The 19,541-nt window shown below is 69.8% G+C and carries 20 protein-coding genes; 12 read left to right on the top strand and 8 right to left on the bottom strand.

Going from position 1 to position 19,541, the window contains the following annotated elements; genetic code table 11:
* The first annotated feature begins 7 nt into the window (after positions 1-7).
* Positions 8-2,191 carry a helix-turn-helix domain-containing protein gene (locus tag KI385_RS08490; protein ID WP_238571599.1) on the top strand — a complete coding sequence of 728 codons (2,184 nt, stop codon included), beginning with the start codon at positions 8-10 and terminating at the stop codon, positions 2,189-2,191.
* A gap of 133 nt (positions 2,192-2,324) precedes the next feature.
* Entirely contained in the window at positions 2,325-2,519 is a 195-nt protein-coding gene (locus tag KI385_RS08485) for a CsbD family protein (RefSeq protein ID WP_238571598.1), read from the top strand.
* Positions 2,520-2,623: 104 nt separating this feature from the next.
* Here KI385_RS08485 and KI385_RS08480 read toward each other — a convergent pair whose 3' ends face one another.
* Entirely contained in the window at positions 2,624-4,033 is a 1,410-nt protein-coding gene (locus tag KI385_RS08480; RefSeq protein WP_238571597.1) for an MFS transporter, read from the bottom strand.
* A 1,485-nt stretch (positions 4,034-5,518) separates the two neighbouring features.
* Between KI385_RS08480 and KI385_RS08475 the strand changes: the two genes are divergently transcribed.
* The 3 genes from KI385_RS08475 (at position 5,519) to KI385_RS08465 (ending at position 9,230) form a co-directional block, all read left to right on the top strand.
* On the top strand, positions 5,519-5,752 hold the full coding sequence (locus KI385_RS08475) for a hypothetical protein (protein WP_238571596.1): 234 nt from the start codon (positions 5,519-5,521) through the stop codon (positions 5,750-5,752).
* Positions 5,753-6,954: 1,202 nt separating this feature from the next.
* Complete coding sequence (locus KI385_RS08470) at positions 6,955-8,106, top strand: ABC transporter substrate-binding protein (RefSeq protein WP_238571595.1); 1,152 nt, start codon at positions 6,955-6,957, stop codon at positions 8,104-8,106.
* Positions 8,107-8,420: 314 nt separating this feature from the next.
* Positions 8,421-9,230 (top strand): transposase, encoded by an 810-nt coding sequence (locus tag KI385_RS08465; RefSeq protein ID WP_238571594.1) that lies wholly within the window; start codon positions 8,421-8,423, stop codon positions 9,228-9,230.
* 99 nt (positions 9,231-9,329) lie between these two features.
* Here KI385_RS08465 and KI385_RS08460 read toward each other — a convergent pair whose 3' ends face one another.
* On the bottom strand, positions 9,330-10,289 hold the full coding sequence (locus tag KI385_RS08460) for an alpha/beta hydrolase family protein (protein WP_238571593.1): 960 nt from the start codon (positions 10,287-10,289) through the stop codon (positions 9,330-9,332).
* A 74-nt stretch (positions 10,290-10,363) separates the two neighbouring features.
* Positions 10,364-11,383 (bottom strand): aldo/keto reductase, encoded by a 1,020-nt coding sequence (locus tag KI385_RS08455; RefSeq protein WP_238571592.1) that lies wholly within the window; start codon positions 11,381-11,383, stop codon positions 10,364-10,366.
* A gap of 157 nt (positions 11,384-11,540) precedes the next feature.
* Between KI385_RS08455 and KI385_RS08450 the strand changes: the two genes are divergently transcribed.
* Positions 11,541-12,149, top strand: coding sequence for a TetR/AcrR family transcriptional regulator (locus tag KI385_RS08450; RefSeq protein ID WP_238571591.1), 609 nt, complete (start codon positions 11,541-11,543; stop codon positions 12,147-12,149).
* 115 nt (positions 12,150-12,264) lie between these two features.
* On the opposite strand, the gene KI385_RS08445 is transcribed toward KI385_RS08450, so the two are convergent.
* The gene (locus KI385_RS08445) at positions 12,265-12,414 is read right to left on the bottom strand and encodes a hypothetical protein (protein ID WP_238571590.1); all 150 of its coding nucleotides are present in this window, start codon (positions 12,412-12,414) and stop codon (positions 12,265-12,267) included.
* Between KI385_RS08445 and KI385_RS08440 the strand changes: the two genes are divergently transcribed.
* Positions 12,413-12,703 carry a WD40 repeat domain-containing protein gene (locus tag KI385_RS08440; RefSeq protein ID WP_238571589.1) on the top strand — a complete coding sequence of 97 codons (291 nt, stop codon included), beginning with the start codon at positions 12,413-12,415 and terminating at the stop codon, positions 12,701-12,703. The two genes, KI385_RS08445 and KI385_RS08440, sit on opposite strands and share 2 nt — an antisense overlap.
* A 185-nt stretch (positions 12,704-12,888) precedes the next feature.
* On the opposite strand, the gene KI385_RS08435 is transcribed toward KI385_RS08440, so the two are convergent.
* Together KI385_RS08435 and KI385_RS08430 are read right to left on the bottom strand one after the other, a co-directional pair.
* Positions 12,889-13,305 carry a DUF6193 family natural product biosynthesis protein gene (locus tag KI385_RS08435; RefSeq protein ID WP_238577615.1) on the bottom strand — a complete coding sequence of 139 codons (417 nt, stop codon included), beginning with the start codon at positions 13,303-13,305 and terminating at the stop codon, positions 12,889-12,891.
* Positions 13,306-13,339: 34 nt separating this feature from the next.
* Positions 13,340-13,576: a hypothetical protein gene (locus KI385_RS08430; protein WP_238571588.1), complete on the bottom strand. Its 237-nt coding sequence runs from the start codon at positions 13,574-13,576 to the stop codon at positions 13,340-13,342.
* Positions 13,577-13,651: 75 nt separating this feature from the next.
* Here KI385_RS08430 and KI385_RS08425 point away from each other — a divergent pair, with 75 nt between their 5' ends.
* Positions 13,652-13,993, top strand: coding sequence for an LAETG motif-containing sortase-dependent surface protein (locus tag KI385_RS08425; protein WP_238571587.1), 342 nt, complete (start codon positions 13,652-13,654; stop codon positions 13,991-13,993).
* A 16-nt stretch (positions 13,994-14,009) separates the two neighbouring features.
* Here the strand turns inward: KI385_RS08425 and KI385_RS08420 are convergent, their stop codons facing one another.
* Complete coding sequence (locus KI385_RS08420; protein WP_238571586.1) at positions 14,010-15,254, bottom strand: hypothetical protein; 1,245 nt, start codon at positions 15,252-15,254, stop codon at positions 14,010-14,012.
* A 153-nt stretch (positions 15,255-15,407) separates the two neighbouring features.
* Here KI385_RS08420 and KI385_RS08415 point away from each other — a divergent pair, with 153 nt between their 5' ends.
* Both KI385_RS08415 and KI385_RS08410 read left to right on the top strand, forming a co-directional pair.
* Positions 15,408-15,548, top strand: a complete 141-nt coding sequence (locus KI385_RS08415; RefSeq protein WP_238571585.1) for a hypothetical protein — start codon at positions 15,408-15,410, stop codon at positions 15,546-15,548.
* Positions 15,549-15,771: 223 nt separating this feature from the next.
* Positions 15,772-16,413 carry a transposase gene (locus KI385_RS08410; protein ID WP_238571584.1) on the top strand — a complete coding sequence of 214 codons (642 nt, stop codon included), beginning with the start codon at positions 15,772-15,774 and terminating at the stop codon, positions 16,411-16,413.
* Positions 16,414-16,740: 327 nt separating this feature from the next.
* Here the strand turns inward: KI385_RS08410 and KI385_RS08405 are convergent, their stop codons facing one another.
* Entirely contained in the window at positions 16,741-17,676 is a 936-nt protein-coding gene (locus tag KI385_RS08405; RefSeq protein WP_238571583.1) for an MBL fold metallo-hydrolase, read from the bottom strand.
* A gap of 226 nt (positions 17,677-17,902) precedes the next feature.
* On the opposite strand from KI385_RS08405, the gene KI385_RS08400 reads away from it, so the two are divergent.
* Both KI385_RS08400 and KI385_RS08395 read left to right on the top strand, forming a co-directional pair.
* A complete protein-coding gene (locus KI385_RS08400; protein WP_238571582.1) occupies positions 17,903-18,112 on the top strand; it encodes a hypothetical protein in 210 nt (69 codons plus the stop codon).
* A complete protein-coding gene (locus KI385_RS08395) occupies positions 18,099-19,535 on the top strand; it encodes an amidase (RefSeq protein WP_238571581.1) in 1,437 nt (478 codons plus the stop codon). The genes KI385_RS08400 and KI385_RS08395 overlap by 14 nt, the downstream gene beginning before the upstream one ends.
* Positions 19,536-19,541: the final 6 nt, after the last annotated feature.

Below are 19,541 nucleotides of genomic sequence, written 5' to 3'. Positions count from 1 at the left end.
TGTGACCATGCGCACCGATCAGCCGTCGCCCGAGCCCCGGTCCGGCCCCGAGACCGAGCCCGGGGCCGCGCCCGGCCCCGGGCCGGCGCCGTCGTTGTCCGAGGCGGCCCACGAACAGGCCGAGAACCCCTTCCTCGGCCTGCTGGCCACCGGCGCCGCCGCCGAGGAGTACGAGCGGCCGGTGCTGCGCGCCCGCGCCGAGGGCGCCCCCGCCGGCCGGCTCGCCGCCCTGGAACGGTCCAAGCTCCTCGCGCTGCGCGTACGGACCGAACTGGAGGGCCGCCGACGGCGCGAGGCCGAGCTGTCCGCGCTCTACGCCACCGCACACGACCTGGCCGGGCTGCGCGACCTGGACGCCGTACTGCGTGCGATCGTGCGCCGGGCCCGCTCCCTCCTGGGCACCGAGGTCGCCTACCTCACCCTGAACGACCCCTCCGCCGGCGACACCTATATGCGGGTCACCGACGGCTCGGTCTCCGCGCGGTTCCAGCAGCTGCGGCTCGGCATGGGCGAGGGCCTGGGCGGACTCGTCGCACAGACAGCCCGCCCGTACGTCACCGACAGCTACTTCCACGACGAGCGGTTCCGGCACACCCGCACCATCGACTCGGGCGTCCGCGACGAGGGCCTGGTGGCGATCCTGGGAGTCCCGCTGCTGCTCGGCAGCGGCGTCATCGGCGTCCTCTTCGCCGCCGACCGCCGTGAGCGGGTCTTCGAACCCGGCCAGATCGCGCTGCTCGCCGCCCACGCGGCGCACGCCGCCGTCGCCATCGACACCGCCAACCTCCTCGCCGAGACACGCAAGACGCTCACCGAACTGGAGGCCGCCAACGAGATCATCCGCGACCGCAGTGCGGTCATCGAGCGCGCCTCGGACGTCCACGACCGGCTCACCGAACTGGTGCTGCGCGGCGGCGGGGTCCAGGACGTCGCGGACGCGGTGGCCGAAGTCCTGCACGGCGAGGTGGAGTTCACCGCACCCGACCGGGCGCCGGCCGAGGCGCTGGACCGCTCCCGCGCCGACGGACACGCGGTACGCCACGGCACCGACTGGGTCGCGGCGGTCGGCGCGGGCGGCGAGGTGCTCGGCGCCCTCGTGGTGCGCGGCCACCCGGCCCTGGACCCCGTCGACCAGCGCACCCTGGAGCGGGCCGCCATGGTCACCTCCCTGCTCCTGCTGGCCCGGCGGACCGCAGGCGAGGCCGAACAGCGCGTGCGCGGCGAGCTGTTGGACGACCTCCTGGACGCCGCCGACCGCGACCCCCGCCTGCTGCGCGAACGCGCGGCCCGGGTCGGCGCGAACCTGGACGCGCCGCATGTCGTCCTGGCCGCACAGATCGACGAGGCGCAGACCGACGGGGCGCCGGTGACCGACGGGGCGCCGGTGACCGACGGGGCGTCGTCGGCCGCCAACTCGCCTACGTCCCATACGGCTCCGCCGGCCGACGGCTCCGGGACATCCGACGGCTCCGGGATATCCGACGGTGGCACCGCGCCCGCGCCCGCGCCCGCGCCCCCGCCCCCGCCCCCGTCCTCGCCCCCGCCGCACGGCGCCGGCCGCCGGCGCCTGTGGTCGGCCGCCTCCCATCTCGCCGCCACCCGCCACGGGCTGGCCGCCGTACGGGACGGCGGCGCCGTCCTGCTGCTGCCGCTCGACCCCGACGGCGACCCGGCGCGCACCGCCCGCGAGATCGCCGCCCGGCTCGGCGCCGCGCTCCATGTGCCCGTCACGGTCGGGGCGTCGGCCCCGGTGGCGGCCCCCGCCGCCCGCCCCGCCGCGGTCGCGGACGCCTACGCGGAGGCCGGCCGCTGCCGGGAGGCGCTGCGGGTGCTGGGCCGGGCCGGCCAGGGCGCGGCCGCCGCCGACTTCGGCTTCCTCGGGCTGCTGCTCGCCGACACCCGCGATGTGGACGGCTTCGTACGGCGGACACTCGGTGCGGTCGCCGACTACGACGCCCGCCGCGGTACGGATCTGCTGCACACCCTCGGCGCCTACTTCGCCTGCGGGATGAGCCCGGTGCGTACCAAGGACGCGCTGCATGTCCATGTGAACACCGTCGCGCAGCGCCTGGACCGGGTGAGCCGGCTGCTGGGACCCGACTGGCAGTCCCCGGCACGTGCCCTGGAGATCCAGCTGGCGCTGCGGCTGCACCAGCTCTCGTCCGCCGTGGCGCGCGATACGGGGGAGTAACAGGAGCCCTTGATCCGTGCCGCACCCGTCGGCGGGCCGCGTACCGATAGCCGCCTCCGGGTGCGCACCATGCCGACCTGCGGCAGCGTGGTGGCGAAGCTTTCACCCCCTTCACCGGACAAAGGAGTTCGAGATGGCCGGCAACGGATCCAGGGACAAGATGAAGGGCAAGGCCAAGGAGATGACCGGCAAGGTCACCGGCGACGCGCGCATCAAGCGCGAGGGCCGTACGGACCAGGCCAAGGGCAAGGCCAAGAACGCCATGGACGACGCCAAGGAGAACATCCGCGGGATCAAGGACTCCCTGAAGGGCAAGGACGCCTCCTGACGCCCGGCGGGGGCGTGGCGGGCCCGCTGCCCCGTCTCCCGGAGCGTCCTCGGGCCCGCCGCGCCCCTGTCGTACATCAGTGGTCGTCCATCAGCTGTCGTCCCTCAGAGCCTTGAGGAAGGCACGGGCGACGACGCTCCGCCCTCCGCCGTTCCCCGGCCCGTCGCGGCCTCGTGCCCGCCGGCCTCCACCGCCGTGAGATCCCGGCTACGGGTCTCCTTCGCCACCCCCACCGCGATCAGCGTGAGCAGCGCCGCGGCGATGACGTAGAGCGCGATCGGCGTCGGGCTGTCGAAGTCGGCGAGCAGCGCGGTCGCGATCAGCGGGGCGGGCGCGCCGGCCGCCACCGAGGAGAACTGGGCGCCGATCGAGGCGCCCGAGTACCGCATCCGGGTCGCGAACATCTCCGCGAAGAAGGCCGCCTGCGGCGCGTACATCGCCCCGTGGAAGACCAGCCCGACGCTCACCGCGAGCAGCAGCGGCCCGAAGTGGCTGGAGTCCACCAGCGCGAAGAACGGGAACGCCCAGACGGCGACGCCGACCGCGCCCAGCAGATAGACCGGCCGGCGCCCGATCCGGTCCGAGAGCGCGCCCCAGGCGGGGATGACCGCGAAGTGCAGCGCCGAGGCGATCAGCACCGCGTTCAGGGCGGTCTGCTGCGACAGCCCGGTGTGCGCGGTCGCGTAGACGAGCACAAAGGCCGTGATGACGTAGTACGAGATGTTCTCGGCCATCCGGGCGCCCATCGCGATCAGCACATCGCGCCAGTGGTACTTCAGGACGGCGACCAGCGGCATCTTCTCCGCCACCGCGCCCTCCTGCGCCCGCCGGGCCTCGGCGCCGGCCAACGCGGCCCTGAACACCGGTGATTCGTCCACCGACAGCCGCACCCACAGGCCGACGACCACCAGCACCCCCGAGAGCAGGAACGGCACCCGCCATCCCCAGGCCACGAACGCCGCATCCGGCAGCAGCGCCGTCATCGCCGACAGCACACCGGTGGCCAGCAACTGCCCCGCCGGCGCGCCGGTCTGCGGCCAGGACGCCCAGAACCCGCGCCGCCGCGCGTCACCGTGCTCCGACACCAGTAGTACCGCGCCGCCCCATTCACCGCCCAGCGCGAACCCCTGGACCAGCCGCAGCACGGTCAGCAGCACCGGCGCCGCCGAACCCACCGTGGCGTGCGTCGGCAGCAGGCCGATCGCGAATGTCGCACCGCCCATCATCAGCAGGCTCAGCACCAGCAGCTTCTTACGGCCCAGCCGGTCCCCGTAATGCCCGAAGACCAGCGCCCCCAGGGGCCGCGCCGCAAAGCCGACCGCATACGTCAAGAACGACAACAGGGTGCCGACAAGGGGGTCGGAACCGGGGAAGAACAGCTTGTTGAACACCAGCGCGGCGGCGGATCCGTAGAGAAAGAAGTCGTACCACTCCACGGTCGTGCCGATCAGACTCGCGGCGACGATGCGCTTGAGGTTGGTGGGTGGTGGGGTAGCGGTCGCGGGGGCGGACATCGACACCACTTCCTGACGAGGGGCGGGGACGTTTCGTGTCGCCACACCGTAGGAATGTGCAGGTCGGACGCACATGTGGCGGGACCCCACACTTCGGGCTCCGACCGTGCGCGCGGGCACCATTACGCGGTGCAGAGGGGGAGTCGGGGGCGAAGTAAGCGTCAGATCTCGGCCGGTGCCGATGCCGCTTTTGGTCAGTTTTGACGGTGCGGTGCTGACTCCCGTGCTGACTGAAGTCGCATGTCATCACCCCTGATCACCTCGCCCGTGCTGACTTGGTGCTGACGATCTTGCCGTGAGCTATCCGAATGCCTGGGATAGGTCTATCGGTGCCGCTCGGGACTCCGGCGTTGAGGAAGGGCGGGACGGTGACCCTCGGCTGACTTGGCGACGATCGGCCGCGATACCCGTGCGCGAGCCGTATGGCTTGCCAGGCCATACGGGCAACACGGGTTGCCTCCAGCGGGTGCCTTTGCACGACGTGGCCGTCGGCGGTGGAACCACATGGCACAGGTTGTAGAGCGCGTCTCGTGTGGTCCAGGTGGTCCAGGTCAGCGGCGTAGGCGCAGGTCAGGGTCTTGTCGGCCCATGAGGCGCGGCGCTTGGTACCAGCGGTGCGGACGTCGAAGGGGAGGCAGACGAGGGCCATTTGCCACGGGGCACCGCCGTGCGCTGGTCGTTCGGGGGCGCCGATCCCGGCGGCTCTCTCGTCTGCGTCCGTTGTGCGCAACGTGCCACAACCGCGAGACAGTGAAGCGCCAGCCGGGGCGGTTGGGTGTCGTACGGGGCGGCTCTGCCGTTCGACCACGACTGTTGTATCAAGACCGGACCTGGGTGAGGGGGCAGTGAGCGTTCGGCCTCGGATGGTCAGGGCGGAAACTTACGACTCGGTCCGCGATTGAGGTCAGGACGTGCTGGCCTGACGGGTCGGCTGGTGGATGATCAGCAGGCCGCCTGCCAGGCGAGCACCAGTTCGACGCTCGGCTGCGGGTGGTCGGCCGACGGGCGGAGCGGTCCGGGACCAAGGAAGCGATCGCACGAGGGGCCTCGGCGCCCTGGTCGAGGAGCATCGCGGACCGCGTCGTAAAAGAGCGTTTTGTTCCGGTGAGAAGTGTTTGATCCCGACGTTTGTCGTGGCGAGCGCGTTCGAAGGGAGTCAGGCCCCCGAGGGGCGTACGGCCGACTGCGTGATCGTGGATGATCGGAAGCGCGTTCCTTACTGCCAGGGCGCTGAAGACGGCAGGTGCCTGGCAGGGACATGCAGTCTGTTCCCTGTCGCTAGAGGGGGATGGCGATGGGCAAGCAGCGGTGGGTGGGAACGGTCCTGCCCAGCCTCGGCATGGGCCTCGTTTCCGGATGCTTGGGATCACCGGAACCGCAGGCGGAACACGTCACGCGCTCCGACCTGGTCGGTGAGTGGCACGCCGGCGGCATGTGTGATTCCTCGGTGAGGCTTGAGGAGGACGGCTCCGCACGGGTGTCGCGATGGCCGCAGCCCTGAACGACAAGGGCCGCATTGCGCAAAGGAAGAACGGCACGGGAATCTGGATGCTGGAAACATTCCAGGGCAAGCAGGAACTCAAGGTAAAGCTGGGTAAGACGTTCGAAACGGTGCTTCTACGCCAGAGCGATGGCTGGCTCATGCTCCTGCAGATTCCGGGGGACGCCCCGGACAACAGCATCGGCTGCCGCTTTATGCGCGTCCACGAACCCAGTTGATAGAACGCTCAGCTCGTTGATTCGTAGGCGATCGCAGGCCACGTTCCGGCGCGCCGGCTCGTCAGCCGCAGACCCCCGCACTGGCGCGGGGCCGCCGAACTGGCAGCTGAAGCCTTTGATTCGACCTGTGTTTCACAACCCCCACCTGATGCGGAGCAACGGATAGGGGCAAGGGCATGAGACAGCGAAACCGCGCGGGCTCGCCGTACGACGGCCCCGCCCATTCCTCGCTGGTGAAGTCCGTTCAGCACCCGGTATGGGAGCCGCGCCCGTCAAGAACGCCCTGCCCCCGCAGCGGGCCCCCGCCGCTGCTGCACGGTCGGGCGTACGGAGCGCCGCTGCACCGCGGCCCGGCGTCCTGGCTTGGTCAGAGGCGGCGCACCCGCCCGGCGATCAGGTGCCCGGCGAGCAGATAGAGCGCGGCAGGCAGACCGTAATTGAGTCGAGCAGGTAGAGCAGGATCCAGAGCCCCAAGAACGGCGGCTATGTCGGCAATCGCATGGACGATCAGGGTCGCCCGCTTTGCGGCGGTGCCGCCACGGCCGCCGCTGTACTGACCATCTACGGGTAGAGATTCGCGTCTGTGGCTCGGGGGAGTCGCAATCCGACGTATGGAGCGCCTCGGCGGCAGGGAAGAGCGAGCACGGCCAGGGTGGCCACCCCCCACAGGAGTCACCCTGGCCGTAATCGCATACGGGGGCGAACGCACGCCCGTATGCAGTTCTGCGTCGCAGCATGCTGCCGCGTTACCCGACCAAGCGATACGTCCCATGTGTGCGGACATATGCACTCTTGCAGCCGCCTGGTCGTGCGGGTGTGACAATCGATCCACCGGTGGCGCAGTAGAAGTAGCCGACTGGTCGTCGGCGCAGCGGACCCGACAGTTCCCCCCCGTGCCGGCGGGTCCGCCACCCGGCGCGGGCGGCGCTATCAGTCCCGCCCGCGCCGGCTCCCTATCTCGCACAGAGTGGTGCGCTCTGTGCGCAGCGCGACCAGCGTGGGTGAGGCGCCGTGGCACATCCTTGCGTGCTGCAGATGTGCAGGAATGGTAATCAAGAGTTTCGAAGATGTTACGGACTGGATATCGACAGCGTGCCTACTATGGCCGACTTGTTCAGACGAGTTATTCGCACAAGTTCTTACTCCCCACGCGAATCCGCGTGTGTCCCCTGTGCCCTCTTGTGTACCCCTCTGGAGAGACCGTGACCGAGATCCTGCCGAGATCCGCCGTCCTTGCCGGCGGCCTCGTTGCCGCCATACTCGTCCTCAGCGCCTGTGGCGCGGGCCCCGACGCGTCGACCAACGCCGACGGAGAGAGCGCGGCCACCGCGATCGACGCCAAGGACTTCGGGGGCATGGACGCGCTCGTCAAGGCAGCCAAAGAGGAAGGCACGCTGCACGCCATCGCGCTCCCCCGCGACTGGGCCAATTACGGCGCGCTGATCGACGGCTTCGAGAAGAAGTACGGCATCAAGGTCGAGGTGGAGAACCCGGACGGCACCAGCCAGGACGAGATCGACGCCGTCACCTCCCGTAAGGGCAAGGACCGGGCGCCCGACGTCCTCGACCTCGGCAGCTCCTTCGCGTACAGCGCCGCCCAGCAGAATCTGCTCGCGCAGTACATGGTCGCCGACTTCATTGACATCCCCGACGGCCAGAAGGACGCGATGAGCCGCTGGTACAACGGCTACGGCGGCTATATCTCCATCGGCTGCGATGCCGATCGCGTGAAGACCTGTCCGACCACCTTCAAGGATCTGCTCAAGCCGGAGTACAAGGGGCAGATCGCGCTCAACGGCAACCCCACCAAGTCGGGTTCGGCCTTCGGCAGTGTGTACGCGGCCGCCCTCGCCAACGGCGGCTCCTTCGACTACATCCAGCCCGGCCTCGACTTCTTCGCCAAGCTCAAAAAGAACGGCAACTACACGCCCGTCCAGTCCACCTCGGCCACCATCATGAAGGGCCAGACGCCGATCGTCCTCGACTGGGACTACCTCAACGCCAGGTACACCGACGAGTTCAAGAGCAAGGGACGCGACTGGCAGGTCACGGTCCCAGAGGACGGCAAGTTCGCGCAGTACTACTCGCAGGCCATCAACGAGGACGCCCCACACCCGGCGGCCGCCCGACTGTGGCAGGAGTACCTCTACAGCGCCGAGGGCCAGAACCTCTGGCTCAAGGGCTACGCCCGCCCGGCCCTGATGGCCGCCATGGAGAAGAACGGCACGCTCGACAAGACCGCGGCCGCCAAGCTGCCGAAGGTCTCCGGCACGCCGAGTATCCCGACCGAGTCGCAGCTGGGCTATGCCAAGGATGACATTGCCCAGGGCTGGGGCAAGGCCGTCTCCAGATAGCCGCGACTTTCACCAGGGCCGACGCGGTGCCCGCCGTTTCTTCGGAGCGGCGGCGCCGCGCGGCTGGCTGGTGCTCGCGATTCTCGGCGGCGACCCGCTGGCCTTCGCCTTCGTCGGCCCCTCGGCAACGCCGGTGTCCTGACCACCCATCTGGGGGCAGTGATCGGTACCGAGGTGTTCTTGGCCACCGCGGCTGGATACCGCGAACTGCTGGAGTGGGCCAGGGGGCTGGGCACGGTGCGGCGGGCCGGGTGGAGGGGACCGGCTCGTTCGGGGCGGCTCTGTCCCGCTACCTGCTGGCTCAGGGTGCGGACGTGTTCGATGTGAACCGGCCCGACCGGACCGACCGCCGCCGGCGCGGCAAGTCGGACCCGCTCGCCCAGAACGCGGCCCGGGTGGTGCTGAGCGGGCGGGCACGGGCCCAGGCCAAGTCAGGCGACGGACCTGTGCAGATCGCCCGGATGTACAAACTCACCAAAGGGTCGGCAGTCAAGGCCCGCACCCAGGCGATCAACCAGCTCAAGGATGTCCTCGTTGGTGCTGACCCGAACCTGCGGGAAGAACTGGCCGGGCTGAACAATGCGGAACGTTTCCGTATCTGCGCACGGCTCGCCGACGACAGCAAGAACGACAAGGGCGGTGAAGAGGCGGTGCTGCAGGCCACCCGCAATACCCTGTGTCTGCTGGCCCAGCGAATCGGGCAGCTCACCGAGCAGATCCAGGACCTGGAACGCCGCCTGGCCCTGCTCGCGGAACGCCACGCCCCGCAGCTGCTCACCGTGGTGGGCATCGGTCCGGACACTGCCGTCACTCTGCTGATCACGATGGGGGACAACCCGGAACGCCTGGGCAGTGAGGCATCCTTCGCCGCGCTGTGCGGGGTCAGCCCCGTCGAGCGTTCCTCGGGCACTCGGCAGTACCGTCGCCTCAACCGCGGCGGCGACCGGCAGGCCAACGCCGCCCTCCACCGGATCGTGCAGACCCGCCTGCGCTTCGACCCACGCACACGTGACTACTACGAACGCCGCACCAGGGAGGGCAAAACCCGACGCGAAATCGTCCGATGCCTCAAACGCTATGCCGCCCGCGAGGTGTTCCACCTGGTCAGGCCCACACAGTCATGACCCGCGTCATAGGGGTAGTGTTGTGAGACGACAAAGCCCCGCCGGAATGCTCCGGCGGGGCTTCTGTGTGCGTGAGGTGACGCACACTGGCGAGCGCTCTTACTTGGATTCGACTCGTCCGAGCGGGTTGGGGCCGGCCGTCAGCGCGTCACGCGCTGCCTGCCAAGCGGAATCCCCGGGGTAGAGCTGGGTGCGGAGGTAGGCCCAGGTGAGCCGCTGGACCGCGGACACTCGCTCGGGGTTCTCGTCCGTGGTCTCGGCGACGTCATATCCAGAGATCCCGCCGAGCCCGTGCTCTGCGTCGAACAGGGTGAGCAGGGATTTGGGGCCCGGGGAGAGGACGTACGGATCGGTGTGCCAGTCCGGTCCCCGAACTGTCAGGTGGGAAGAGGTGTCCTCGTCGCCGGCGACGACGAGCGTGGGCGTCGTCATCTTGGAGAAGTCCGTGGTCGAGAAGAAGGGGAGATTCTCGGCTGCGGACCGGCTGAGGGCGTTGCCGCCTCTGCCGGGCGCGGCAAGCAGCACCCCCGCCCTGATTCGGGGCTCGGCCAGGTTCACTTCCGTTCCGTCGTGCGGATCGGTGAGCCGGGCGCCCAGCAGCAGGCTCGCGGTGTGCCCGCCCATCGAGTGCCCGGCTACGGCGACCCTGCTGCGGTCCAGGCGCCCGAGGAGCTGCGGGACGGCGGCCTCGATCACGTCGAGCTGGTCGAGGATGCGCTTCATGTCCTCGGCCCGTGATCGCCAGTACAGAGGCGCCCCGGGGGTATCGGGATCCAGGCTCAGCGTCTTGGAGCTCAGATGGGTGGGCTGGATCACGACGAAGCCGTGCGCCGCCCAGAAGTTGGCGAGGGGGGCGTAGCCGTTCAGTGAGGAGAGGTGGTTCGAGTAGCCCTGGCCGTGTGAGAGGAGGATGAGCGGTAGGTCGCTCCCGGTCACGGGTGCGGAGACTCGCACCTGCAGGTCCACGGCGCGACCGGGAGCTGACAGCACAACTGGACTGACCGAGAGGACCGGAGTGGGCGAGCTGACGGCGTCGGCTGTGTAAGTCGATTCACTCATGATGGTGTTCGAGTCGGACATGGAAGCGCCTTCCGTTCGGATTCTTCACACTCGTGGCGCGGTGCGCCCGGCGGTCAGCGGCGCCGCAGTGCCGGGTCGAGCAGCGCCGGCGGGGTGTCGTACTTCTCGTGCGCGGCCAGGTCGGTGCCGGGAGCGACGATGGCGTCGATGGCGTCGAGCACGTCGGCGGAGAGCACGGTGTCAGCGGCGGCGAGCTGTGAGTGCAGGTGGTCCAGGGTGCGGGGACCGATGAGCGCGCTGGTCACGGCGGGATGCGCGGTCACGAATCCGAGCGCGAGCTGGATCATGGTCAGGCCGGCCTCGTCGGCGACCTTGGCCAGCTGCTCGACTGCGTCGAGCCTGGCCCGGTTGGAGGGGATGGTGGTGTCGAAGCGTTGCGGCATGAACGTGGAGCGGCTGGTGGTGATTTCCTGGCCTTCGCGGATCGCGCCCGACAGCCAGCCCGAGGCCAGCGGGCTCCATACCAGCACACCGAGCCCGTACTGCTCGGTCACGGGCAGCACGTGGGTCTCGATCCCGCGCTGCAGGATCGAGTAGCTGGGCTGTTCGGTGACGTAACGGCTCAGGTGGTTGTCCCGGGCGGCCCATTGGGCTTGCACGATGCGGTATGCGGGGAAGGTCGAGGAGCCGAAGTAGCGGATCTTTCCCGCGCGTTGCAGGTCGGTCAGGGCCGACAGCGTCTCCTCGTCGCTGGTGCTCGGGTCCCACCGGTGGATCTGGTAGAGATCGACGTGGTCGACACCGAGGCGGCGCAGGCTGTTGTCCAGCTCGGTGATCAGCCAGCGGCGCGAGCTGCCCTGGTGGTTGTGCTCGTCGCCCATGGGCATGCCCGCCTTCGTGGCCAGCACGATGTCGTCGCGGCGGCCGGCGATGGCTTTGCCGACCAGCTCTTCCGATTCGCCGTCGCTGTACATGTCGGCGGTGTCGATGAGGTTGATCCCGCCGTCGAGAGCGGCGTCGACGATGGCGGTGGCCTCGTCCTGGGTGGTGCGCCCGATCTTGCCGAAGTTCATCGCGCCGAGCGCGAGGGAGCTGACCTGCACACCGGTGCGGCCCAAGGTGCGGTACTGCATGACCGTGTTCCTCCACTGCGGATGAAGCGTGGTGACAATGCATGGCTTGGTTGGCGGCCGTCTGTTCTGGCATCATGAACAAACGGAACGCTGTCCCGTTTGACGATACGGAACAGTGTCCCGTTTAGCAATCTCGGACAGCGGAGGGAACGGCGCGATGAACGACAGCGACGAGGGCGCAGGGCGCGCAGCCCCGCCCAAGCGGGCGGACGCCCGGCGCAACAAGGAGACTCTGCTCGACGCGGCCGCCGCGGTCTTCGTCACGTCAGGCGTGGAAGCGCCGGTACGTGACATCGCGGCCAAGGCCGGCGTCGGGACAGCCACGATCTACCGCCACTTCCCGACGCGAGCGGATCTCATCATCGCCGTCTACCGGCACCAGGTCGAAGCCTGCGCCGAGGCCGGTCCAGCCTTGTTGGCGGCCGGCCCGACACCTCACGCCGCCCTCGGACGGTGGGTCGACCTCTTCGTCGACTTCCTGGTCACCAAGCACGGCCTCGCGGCCGCACTGCAGACCGACAACGCCGGCTTCGAAACGCTGCACGCCTACTTCCTCGACCGGCTCCTGCCGGTGTGCACCCAACTCCTCGACGCTGCCGCCGCATCCGGTGAGATCCGCTGCGGCCTCGACTCCTACCACCTCATGCGCGGCATCGGAAACCTCTGCATCGGCGCCGACAGCGACCCCCGCTACGACGCCCGCCGACTGGTCGCGCTCCTCGTCGCAGGACTACGCCGACCGGCTGACCGTGGCGCTCGTAAATGACGGGAGCCTCGCGTAAACGGTCATGTGCGAGAGTCTTGCGAGAGCCCCGGACGTGATCACGTTTCCGCAGGTCGGCGAACGCGTGTTTTCCCCGGCAGGCATGACCCGCCGCCCATCACGCGTAGTCGTTCTTCCCGGAACGTGAGGGCGCGTCACTCACGGCGTCGGCGTCTTCGACGATCAGTGCGGGCACGACGGCCAGGAGCGCGGCGACGAGGAACGCGGCGACGAGGAACGCGGTGTGGTAGGCGGTCAGGTTCGGCATGGAGCGGCCGGAGACCGAGCGGCGGCACGTTACCGGCAAGCCCCGCGCCACTCTCCACGGCCACACGAGCTCGGTGCGTTCAGTGGCGTTCAGTCCCGACGGCAAGACCCTCGCCACCGTGAGTGACGGCAGCTTCGTGCGGTTGTGGGGCGTGGCTATCCCTGATGCAGTTGAAGCCGGCCGGGAAATCTGCCGGGCACTGCACCGGGATTTCACCAAGGAAGAACAGCCTTCGTACCTGCAGGGCCAGGCGTCCGATCCACCATGTCCAGCCTCACCGGCCCACTGAAACGGATGGGGTGCAGCGACCTGTCCGCGCCGCAGCCCCACCCTCCCGAGCAGCAGCACGACCAGCCGGTCCCGCGCGCTCCGGCACGCACCGAACCGCTGGGACTCTGCGGCCGGCACTTGTCCCGCTACAAGAGCCAGGGACTGCCGGGTGGAGCCCAACTTCCCGCGCAATGGGGCAGTGCCTCAGCGAGAGTCGTGAGGGACGGGCTGGCTGGCGTCATTCGGTGCCTGGGTTCCTGGTCGGTCTGGGGCGAGTGAAGCTTCTTGGACCGCGAGCTGTTCGGGGGTTCCCACGAATGCCGGGCTGGCACCTGACGGGAGCCTTGCGATGACCATGGCGACGGCTTCTTCTGCGGTTGCTGCCGGACCAACTGATTCGCTGCGCAGGGGCCCGGACACCAAGTAGCCACCCCCCTTGGCGGGCTGGATGTATGGGATGTCCCAGGTCCAGCGAGGTTCGGTGCAGCGGCTGAAGTGCAGCTCTCCCATACCTGTCCAGGGGAATAGCTGTCGCAGGAGCGGCTCGCGGTAGGCAGCGTCGATGAGTTCGTCCCGGACTCGCCCGTCCCGGCGAACGGCCTGCCAACCTGCTTGCACCATCTCGTGGCCTGTGGGCAGTGTGCCCATGTCTTGGTCATCGAGGGGCATGGGTGTCTGCTTCCTGGTAGTGGGGGGTGGCTCGGCGGCTGACCTCGGCCGCGTAGGCGCCCCAGTCCCTGGCGGCGGCTCGCTGCCATTTGACGGCGATGGTGATGTCGATGCCGAGGGTGCGGGCGAGGACTGCGGCGGGCAGTTCGGCGGCGAGCTGGAACAGCGCGGTCGAGCGGGTCGCCGCGAGCCGGATGCCGAGTTTGCGGAGCCGTTCACCCATGGCCCAGGCACTGATCGGTCGGCCGGGCCGGCCACCAGGGAAGAGCCAGGGGGAATCTGTCCGGCCGAGGACGGCATGGCTGCGGCGAACCTCGACCTGTTGGAGGGCCAGTTCGACTTCAAGGTGCTGTCCGCGGGCAGCAAGCCCGGCAAGGTCGAGGACGCCAAGGGGAGGCCGGGCAAGCCGGGTAAGCAGGGAATGCCGGACAGGCCGGGGATGCCGGGCGGCACGAGTGCCGCCGGGAACACGCCCGCGGCGCACGGCACTCACGACGCGGTCCCGGTCACCGGCAAGCTCGCCACGACCGGTTCCTCCTCCGCGCTGCCGACCGTGGCCGCCATCGGTGGCGCCGCGGTCGTCGCAGGTGCCGGGGCGGTTTTCGTCGTGCGTCGGCGCAAGGCCGGTTCCGGCGCGTAGGCGGGCGGAAGCGGGATCAGCGGGAATCGCCGGTCCGGGTCCGACGGGCCCGGACCAGCAGCACGCCGCCCGTGCCCACCGCCAGCGCCGCGGCGCCGCCGCCGATGACCGACACGGCCGGGAAGCTCCCGCGATCGCGTTGGCGCCCCGGCGTGTTGCCGTCGTGCCCCGGCTTGTCGCCGTGGTGCCCCGGCGCCGCCGTCACGACGAGCCGGCTGCTCCGCTTGACCCGCCCGTGGTGGCTGACGACCGTCACGGGATAGCTGCCGCCGTCCAGGCCGGACCGGATCCTGGCCAGACCGTAGAAGCGCGGGTCATCGCCGTCGGCGGACTTGCTGTCGTCCCGCTCCAGCCGCACCGGCTCCTCGAACGCAGGGGAGGTCGCGGTCAGCCGCTTCTCCTCCCCGGCGTCGGGCGAAGCGTCCTGCCACAGCACATGCATCCGGCCGCCGGCCCTGACGCGGAAGCGGCGGGTGGATTCGCCGAGGTCGCTGCGCTTCCTGAAGAACTCGGGGCCGCGCACCTTGCCCTTGTAGTCGTAGTCGCCGGGCCGGGAGGCCCGTACCGTGAGCCGGCGCTCGGCGATCCGCCGCCCGTCCGGGCCGGTCAGCACCACCTTGTACGTGCCGTCCTCGGCGTCCGGCAGCACGCTCGGCACCGCCTCGAACATCCGGGGATTGTTCCAGTACCCGCCGTGGTCGTCGTGCCGGAGCGGTACCGGCCCCTTGAACGCCTTCGAGTGCACCGTGAAGGAGCTGCCGGTCTCCCCCGGATACAGGTCGTCGAAGAACAGCCCCACCGACTCGCCGGGGCGCACACCCTCCAGGGAACCACTCACCTCGAACGACGGCCGCGGCGACGCCACCACACGGACCCTTCCCCGGTCCACGACGCGCCCGGCGATCTCGACCGTGAGCGGGTACCTGCCGCGCTTGGCCTTCATCGCGATCTGGCCCCGCGCCTGGTAGCTGAGGCCCCACGAGGGTTCCGCCATCGGGTCCCGGTCGTAGGCGAGCCGGACGGCGTGCGCGAAGGCCGGGGACTTCACGACGACTTGCTCGTGCCGCGTGGCGACGCCGACCACCTGGAGGTCGACGAGCTCACCGGGCCGCTCGCCATCGGTCTGGTACAGCAGCTGCGTCTTCTTCCTGGCGCGGCTGCCATCGTCGGCCGCCGCGCTGCTGGACGCGCCGACAGCGCACACCACTATCCCGCCGCACACCGCGACGGCCGTGCCGATCGTGATACGTGACCAACCCACGGCGCTTCCCCCTTGACGGCCTTTCCCGGAGAGAGGGGGTTGGTGCCCGATCGGTTGCTTTGTGCCTGCCGGGCCTGCTGAGCCGGCCCGCAGCAGGCGCTCAGTGAGGGAAGGCCGTCGCCACGCCCTCCGGCCGCTGCAACACTCGGAACGGTGATGGACACGGCAGCCTTTCCCGCCACCGCGGTCGGCTACGGCCAGCTCCTGGAGTGGGCCTGCCGGTTCGGGCCGGCGCCCCGGGCCGGGGCGGAGGGGGCCGGCAGCTATGGCGCGGTGCTGAACGGCCGTGCCTGAGTCCGGGCCAAGACCGGGAACGGGCCGGCGCAGAGCGCCCGGATGTTCAAACTCGCCAAGGCGCGGTCAAGGCGCGCACGCAGGCGATCAACCAGCTCAACGCCATCCTGGTCACCGCCGACCCCACGCTGCGGGACGAGCTGGCGGGCTTGAACAACTCCGCGCTGTTCCGCGCCTGCGCGCAATTCGGCACCACTTTGGAAGGCGACGGCGAGGGGCGGACGTGCTCCAGGCCACCCGCATCACGCTGAGCCTGCTGGCCCAGCGCATCGAGCAGCTGACCGGACAGATCCACCAACTCGACCAGCGCCTGGCCCGGCTCGTGGAACACCACTTCCCGCAGCTGCTCACCCCGGTGGGCATCGGCCCGGACAGCGCCGCCATCCTGATGATCACAATGGGGGACAACCCGGGGCGCCTCCATGGTGAGGCGTCGTTCGCCGCACTGTGCGGGGTCAGCCCTATCGAGCACTCCTCAGGGCGCGAGCGGTGTTGGCGGCTCAACCGTGGGGGAGACCGGCAGGCCAACTCGGCGCTCCACCGGATCGTGCATGCCCGGCTCCGTTTCGACCCCCGTACCAGGGACTACTACGAGCGGAGCATCAAGGAAAGCAAGACCCGACGCGAGAGAGTCCGCTGCCTCAAGCGCTACGTGGCCCGCGAGTTCTTCCATTTGGTCCGGCCCGAGAGCACACTCCGCGAAGCGGCCCAGGCTGCCAGACTCAGGCTTCGGTCCCGGAGGCCGCACCCCGGCTTTCAGCGCCTGTCGGTGAGCCGTGGTTTGTGCGGGCGAGCTCGACTTCACGACCCACCCAGCACGAGATTTTCCGGTGCTGGTTCGGTGCTGACCGCAGAGGGGCGATGACAGGAAAACAGCAGGTCGTAGCTCTGATCGGATGAGTTGTCGTACCACTCCACGGTCGTGCCGATCAGACTCGCGGCGACGATGCGCTTGAGCGAGGCGGGGGAGCGGGGGAGGGCGGAGCGGGTGCCGAGGCGGCCATGGTCACCACTTCCGGGGCGGGGGCGGGGAGGTTTCGTGTCGCCACACCGTAGGAACGCCCAGGTCACGGGCACATGTGGTGGGACACCACACTTCGGGGCCCGACCATGCGGGCGGGCACCATGATGCGGTGCAGGGGACGCCGGCCGTCAGCCGGCGGAGGAGTGGCTGGAGAGCGAGTTCGTCGGTTCACCGCAGACCGTCGCCCTGGTGGTGCGCGGGGACGGGAGTCAGCTCGTAGAGATCCGCTCGGCCGGTGACACGGCCGGCCGTGGGCGGCGGGAAGTGGGAGCCGAGTACCAGGACTTCGGTGCCGGAGAGCGAGGCGAGCACGGCCCGGCGTGTCGCCTCGGACTGTGCGGGGTCGATGTCGACGCAGCTGCTGATCTCCGGGTGCGGCAGCTGGACGGGGTGGTGGATGCAGTCACCGGTGATCAGCGCTGCGCGGCCGCCGTTGCTGAGCTGGACCGCGAGGTGGCCGGGCGTGTGGCCCGGGGTGGGGATCAGGCGCAGTCCGGGGGCGATGTCGAGGCCATCGGCGGGGATGTCGAGGAGGTCGAGCAGCCCTGCGTCCTCGATCGGGTGAACGGAGTCGCGGAACATCTGCCGACGCGGTTCGTCCATGTCGTAGGAGGACCAGAAGTCCCGCTCTGCACGTGAGGTGAGGTATCGGGCACGGGGGAAGGTCGGCACCCATTCGCCGTTCACCTCACGGGTGTTCCAGCCGACGTGGTCGGTGTGGAGGTGGGTCAGGATCACCAGGTCGATCGACTCCGGGGGGTAGCCGGCGGCCGTCAGGCGCTGGAGGTAGTCGGTGCGGAGGCCGTGCCAGGCCGGGTTCGCACGTGTCTTGCCGTTGCCGATCCCGGTGTCGACCAGAACGCGCAGTCCGCCGACCGTGAACGCGAAACTGTGGCTGGACAGGTTCAGGATGCCGTCGGCGTCGGCGAAGTCCGGCCGGAGCCAGTCCTGCCGGCCGACGACCTCCGGGGTCGCGTCGGGCAGCAGCCAGCTTCCGGTCGGGGGCGGGAGAGGTACCTCGTCCACCCGGTGGACGGTGATGTCCCCCACTGACCAGTAGGGGATCGTGGCGCCGCTGATCGAGTCGGCTGACCGGGTCTTCATGTTGTCGCTTCCTTCGGCGGTGGGTGTGGACCTGTGTGTCGGGGCCGGCTGTTTCACGGCTCGCGGGTGCGAGGCGGTGTGCAGGGACCGCTCCCAGCACTTAAGGCAATTTGTTTGCGTTAAGCCAACGTAAGTCCTATCGTCGACTAAAGCAAACAGTTAGCTTTTGGCTGTCGCGGCAGGGTCGACCCCTTCACCGCATCGGCCCGGCCAGGAAAGAGCGCTCATGTCCGCTGCTGAACTCACGCCCCTGGAGGCGGCCCGGTGGGCTGCTCGTACGGGGCTCCTCCTGCCGGAAGACCGCCACTCGGTCGTGGCGGCCACCGCCAACCACATCCATTCCGTCGTCTCGGTCCTGCGGGAGCTCGACTTCGGCGACACGCCTCCGGCTGCCGCCTACCGCGTCGGGGAGGAGAAGAACGATGCGGCCCTATGAGCTCTCAGTGGCCGCCGCCGGGCGGGAGATCCGGGCCCGCCGCCTGTCGCCCGTCGAACTGGTGGACTCCGTGCTGGACCGGATCGACCGGACGGAACCGCGGCTGGGGGCCTACGTGACGGTGACGGCCGCACGTGCGCGCCAGTCCGCCCGCCAAGCCGAGCGCGATATCGCGGCAGGCCGCCACACGGGACCTCTGCAGGGGATTCCCATGGGTCTGAAGGACCTGATCGACACGGCCGGTGTGGCTACCACCGCCAGTTCCCGGGTGCGCGCCGGCCACCAGGCGGGGACCGACAGCACGGTCGCCTCGCGCCTGGGCGCGGCGGGTGCGGTGCTGCTGGGCAAAACGCACACCCACGAATTCGCCTACGGCCTGACCACGCCGCAGACCAAGAACGCCTGGGACGCGGAGCGGGTCGCGGGCGGGTCCAGTGGGGGGTCGGCCGTGGCCGTCGCGGCCGGGGCGGCGACCTTCGCGCTGGGCACCGACACCGGCGGATCGATCCGCGTGCCCGCCGCGCTGAACGGAGTCGTCGGCCTCAAGCCGACCTACGGCCTCGTCCCCCGCCACGGCGTGACGCCCCTGTCGTGGTCACTCGACCATGTCGGCCCCCTCACACGGACGGTCGAGGACGCGGCGCTGGTCCTCGCCGCCCTCGCCGGGTACGACCACCGCGACCCCGCATCCCTGTCCGTCCCCGCCGCCGACTACCGGCCGACCTCTGCCGAGGACCTCGGCGGACTGCGCGTCGGCGTGCCGGGCAACTACTACTTCGACCACGTCGATGCCGAGGTCGAGTCCGCCGTCCGGCTGGCCGTCGAGCGCCTCGAATCCCTCGGTGCGGAGCTCGTCGACGTCGAGATCCCGATGACGCGCTACATCCAGGCGACCCAGTGGGGTCTGATGGTGCCCGAGGCAACCGCGTACCACCAGCAGACGCTGCGGTCGGTGCCGGAGCTGTACGCGCCGGACGTGCGCATTCTTCTGGAGGCCGGCGAACTCATGCCCGCAGGTGACCATCTGCGAGCCCAGCGGGCCCGCACGCTCATGCGGCAGGCATGGCTCGGCGTACTGGACACGGTCGACGTGATCGCCGCCCCCACGGTCCCGGCGACCGCCGCGCGGGCAGGCCGGTCCACCATCACCTGGCCCGACGGAACGGTCGAGAGTGTCTCCGACAGCTACGTCCGCCTGTCGGCTCCCGCCAACATCACCGGGATACCGTCGCTGACCGTGCCGGTCGGCCACGACTCGGCGGGGCTGCCGATCGGCATGCAGCTCATGGGGCGGCCGCTGGGTGAGGCGGTTCTGCTGCGGACGGGGCACGCCTACGAACTCAGCGAGCCCGCCCGGGGGCTCGCGCCCGTGGCAAGTGAGCGCCAGGCGCCCCGTCGGGCAGGGGAACTACGGCCGAACTGACGCATC

The sequence above is a fragment of the Streptomyces inhibens genome, assembly GCF_022221585.1.
Taxonomy (GTDB): Bacteria; Actinomycetota; Actinomycetes; order Streptomycetales; family Streptomycetaceae; genus Streptomyces; species Streptomyces inhibens.
The sequence above is the reverse complement of the archived record's forward strand: the minus strand, read 5'-3'. Positions and strand labels throughout refer to the sequence as shown.